This is a genomic window from Tabrizicola sp., assembly GCF_041911175.1.
Taxonomy (GTDB): domain Bacteria; phylum Pseudomonadota; class Alphaproteobacteria; order Rhodobacterales; family Rhodobacteraceae; genus Tabrizicola.
Genome location: NZ_JAYRPN010000009.1, coordinates 1 through 3,970, shown reverse-complemented (window position 1 = coordinate 3,970; position 3,970 = coordinate 1). Strand labels below are relative to the sequence as shown.

Sequence of the window (3,970 nt, the reverse complement as noted above, 5' to 3'; positions counted from 1 at the left end):
TCGCCGCATCCTTCTCGGCGGGCGGCATCTGGCCGTGGACAAGGCCGACCCGGTCCCCCAGCACCGCCCGGAGGCCCTTGAACCGCTCTTCGGCACTGGCATAGTCGACGACCTCGGATTCCTCGACCAGCGGGCAGACCCAATAGGCCTGCTGGCCCTCGGCCACCGCTTTCCGCAGATGATCGACCACCTCGTCCAGCCTCTCGGCGGAAACCATCGCCGTGCGGATCGGCTTCCGGCCCGCCGGTTTCTCGTCCAGCACCGAGACATCCATGTCGCCATGCGTGGCCAGCGCCAGGCTGCGGGGAATCGGCGTCGCGGTCATCACCAGCACGTCGACCGCCTCGCCCTTGGCCCCCAGTTCCATGCGCTGCGCCACGCCGAAGCGGTGCTGTTCGTCCACCACCGCCAGCCGCAAGTCCTTGAATTCGACATCTTTCTGGAAGACCGCATGGGTCCCGACCAGGATAGGGATCCGCCCCATCGCCAGATCCTCCAGCTTCATCGCCCGATCCGCGCCCCGGTCGCGACCGGTCAGCAGTTCCAGCCGCACGCCTGCCGCCCGAGCCAGCGGCGCCAGCCCCTCGAAATGCTGGCGGGCGAGGATTTCTGTCGGCGCCATCATCACGCCCTGGCCCCCGGCCTCGACCGCGATGAGCAGCGCCTGAAAGGCGACCAGCGTCTTGCCTGCGCCCACGTCTCCCTGCAAGAGCCGGTTCATCCGCAGGGGCTGGGCCATGTCGGCAGCAATCTCGGCCACCGCCCGGACCTGCGCACGGGTCGGCGCATATGGCAGACTTTTCAGCACCTTGGCGCACAAAGCTCCAGTCCCTTCCGTGACCAGCCCTTTGGCACGGCGCAGCCGCGAGCGGGCGATAGACAGCGTGAGTTGATGCGCGAAAAGCTCGTCATAGGCGAGCCGTTGCCGCACCGGATGGGTGAAGGCCAGCGAGGCCGGGCCCTCCGGCCCATGCGCGGCCTGTAGCGCCGCGGCCCAGTCCGGCCAGCCCTCGCGCGCCTTCAATGCCGGGTCGATCCAGTCGGGCGCTTCCGGCAACCGGGTCAGTGCCGCCTGCGTCGCCTTGCCGACCAGCCGTTGCGTCAGGCCCGCCGCCAGCGGATAGACCGGCTCGTAGGCCGGAATCTCGCGCGCTTCCTCGACCCGCAGGACATGGTCGGGGTGGACCATCTGGGCGATGCCGTCGAACAGCTCCACCTTGCCGGAGACGAGCCTGCGCTGGCCGGTGGGCAGCAGCTTCGCCAGCGCGTCGGCGCGGGCATGGAAATAGACCAGCAGGAATTCGACCTTCTGGTCGCGGACATGCACGCGGTAGGGCCCACCCTTGCGGCGCGGGGGGACGTGCTGGCCGACCTCGACCTCCACCGTCAAAGTCGCGGGCGCCACAACGTCCCGGACCGAGGCGCGCAGGGCCCGGTCGACCCCGGAATGCGGCAACAGGTAGAGCAGGTCCTTCGGCCGCGTGACGCCCAGGCTTTGGAAGGCCTTCGCGGCCTTGGGGCCGACGCCGGGCAATGTCTCGATCCCGGCGAAGAGCGGAAAGAGTGCTTCAGGGCGGCTCATCCGCCGATCAGCTCCAGCCATGCGTCCTCGTCGATGATCGCGACCCCCAGGCGTTCGGCCTCCTTGGCCTTCGACCCGGCGCCCGGCCCGGCAACCAGGAGGTCGGTCTTGGCGCTGACCGATCCCGCGACCTTGGCCCCCAGGGCCTCGGCCCGCGCCTTGGCCTCGGCCCGGGTCATCTTTTCCAGCGTCCCGGTGAAGACGACAGTCTTGCCCGCGACCGGACTGTCGACCTGCCCCCGCGCGGCGACCGGCTGGATCGACAGCTCTGCCGCCAGCGCGTCGATGGCGGCGCGCTCTGCCGGGTTCTGGAAGGCATCGACCAGGCTTTGCGCCATCACCGCGCCCACGCCGTTGATGGCGGTAAGGTCGCCCCATTCCGCGCTGCCGGGGTCGGCATGGGTGACGGCGGCCTCGAACGCCTCCCAGCTGGAATAGTGCCGGGCCAGAAGCCCTGCGGCCACTTCACCGACATGGCGGATGCCGAAGGAAAAGATCAGCCGGTCGAGCGGGATGGTCCTGCGGGCCTCGATGGCGGCGAAGAGCTTGGCGCTTGAGGTTTCGCCAAAGCCGTCGCGATTGCGCAGCTTCTGCAAGGGGTTGGCGGCATCCCTTGCGGCGAGGGTGAAGATGTCGGCGGGGGTTTTCACCGGCAGGGTCGCGTCGTTGAAGAACATCTCCACCTGCTTCGCGCCCAGCCCCTCGATGTCGAAGGCGGCGCGGGAGACGAAGTGTTTCAGCCGTTCCACCGCCTGCGCCGGGCAGATCAGCCCGCCGGTGCAGCGGCGGACGCTGTCGCCCTCTTCCCGGTGGGCGGAACTGCCGCACTCCGGGCATTCCGTCGGGAAAACATAGGGTTGTGCGCCGTCCTTGCGGCGGGAGAGGTCGACGTCGGCCACCTTCGGGATCACGTCCCCGGCGCGGTAGACCTGCACCCAATCGCCGATGCGGATATCCTTGCCACCCCGGATCTCCTCGCCCTTGCTGTCACGCCCGGCGATGTAGTCCTCGTTGTGGAGCGTCGCATTGGAGACCACGACGCCCCCAACCGTCACCGGCTTCAGCCGGGCCACGGGTGACAAGGCCCCGGTGCGGCCGACCTGGATGTCGATGCCCAGAAGTTCGGTCCAGGCGAGTTCTGCCGGGAACTTGTGCGCGATGGCCCAACGGGGGGTGGAGGAACGGAAGCCGAGGCGCGCCTGCAGCGCAAGCTCGTTCACCTTGTAGACCACGCCGTCGATATCGTAGCCCAAGGTCGCGCGCTGCGCCTCGATCAGGCGGTAATGGGCCAGCATCGCCTCGGGGCCGGAGCAGAGGGTGGTCAGCGGATTGGTCTGGAAACCCAGGGCGTTGAGGCGCTGGATGGCGTCGAACTGGGTGGCGGCGAGCGGTGCGGAGTGTTCGCCCCAGGCATAGGCGAAGAAGCGCAAGGGCCGGGCGGCGGTGATACGCGCGTCAAGCTGGCGCAGCGACCCGGCGGCGGCGTTCCTGGGGTTGGCGAAGGTCTTGTCGCCGGTCGCGGACTGCCGGGCATTCAGGGCGGCGAAATCGGCGTGGCTCATGTAGACTTCGCCCCGCACCTCCAGCACCTGCGGCGCGTCGCCGGTCAGGCGTTGCGGAATGTCGGCGATGGTCTTCGCATTCTCGGTGACGTTCTCGCCCACCTCGCCGTCGCCTCGCGTCGCGGCCTGGACCAGCACGCCCCCCTCATAGCGCAGCGACAGCGACAGCCCGTCGATCTTCGGCTCGGCGGTATAGGCAATGGCGCCGGGATGGCCGAGAAACTTGCGCACCCGGTCGTCGAACTCCGCCACCTCCTCGGCCGCGAAGGCGTTTTCCAGCGACAGCATCCGCACCCGGTGGGCGACCTTGCCGAATCCCTCGGCCACCGCCGCGCCCACCTGGTCGCTGGGCGAATCCACCCGCTTCAGCGCCGGAAACCGTGCCTCGATGGCGGCATTCCGCCGCTTCAAGGCATCGTAGTCGGCGTCCGAAATCTCGGGCGCGTCGAGCGTGTGGTAGGCGGTGTTGGCATCCGCAATGGCCTGGGCCAGGCGCGACAGTTCCTCCCGCGCTTCGGCCTGCGTCAGTGCCTCGACCGGTTTTTCCGCCATGCCCGCCCCCTTGCTGCCGAACGACGTTAGGCGGCGGGCCCGCGACAGTAAAGGTCAGGCGCTGGCGGCGAGCCGGGCCTGGGCGCTGGCCGGGTCGCGCAGCACATAGCCACGGCCCCAGACCGTTTCGATGTAACCGACATTCCCCAAGTGTCCTGCCGCTTGACTTCAAGGTCGCCTGATTTTGCTCGCTGGGCAAGCGTTTTTCGCCCCGAGCGGTGTCTGTCGTCGCGCAAACGGCCGAAGTCGGGTGGATCAAGCCTCGAACCCGCAG

Annotated in this window: 2 protein-coding genes and 1 pseudogene; all 3 read right to left on the bottom strand. The window is 68.7% G+C overall.

Annotated elements, in window-relative coordinates; genetic code table 11:
* The coding region (gene recG / locus ACE3P6_RS01085) for an ATP-dependent DNA helicase RecG (protein WP_374391127.1) at positions 1 to 1,582 on the bottom strand (1,582 nt) is incomplete at its 3' end.
* The gene (gene ligA / locus ACE3P6_RS01080; RefSeq protein ID WP_374391126.1) at positions 1,579 to 3,696 is read right to left on the bottom strand and encodes an NAD-dependent DNA ligase LigA; all 2,118 of its coding nucleotides are present in this window, start codon (positions 3,694 to 3,696) and stop codon (positions 1,579 to 1,581) included. The genes recG and ligA, both read right to left, overlap by 4 nt.
* A 54-nt stretch (positions 3,697 to 3,750) precedes the next feature.
* Positions 3,751 to 3,843: pseudogene (locus ACE3P6_RS01075) on the bottom strand (DNA-binding response regulator); the annotation flags it as partial.
* Between the last annotated feature and the right edge of the window lie 127 nt (positions 3,844 to 3,970).

Coding starts and splice junctions, on each gene's coding strand:
- ligA (WP_374391126.1), bottom strand. CDS start 3,696: ATGGCGGAAAAACCGGTCGAGGCACTGACGCAGGCCGAAGCGCGGGAG.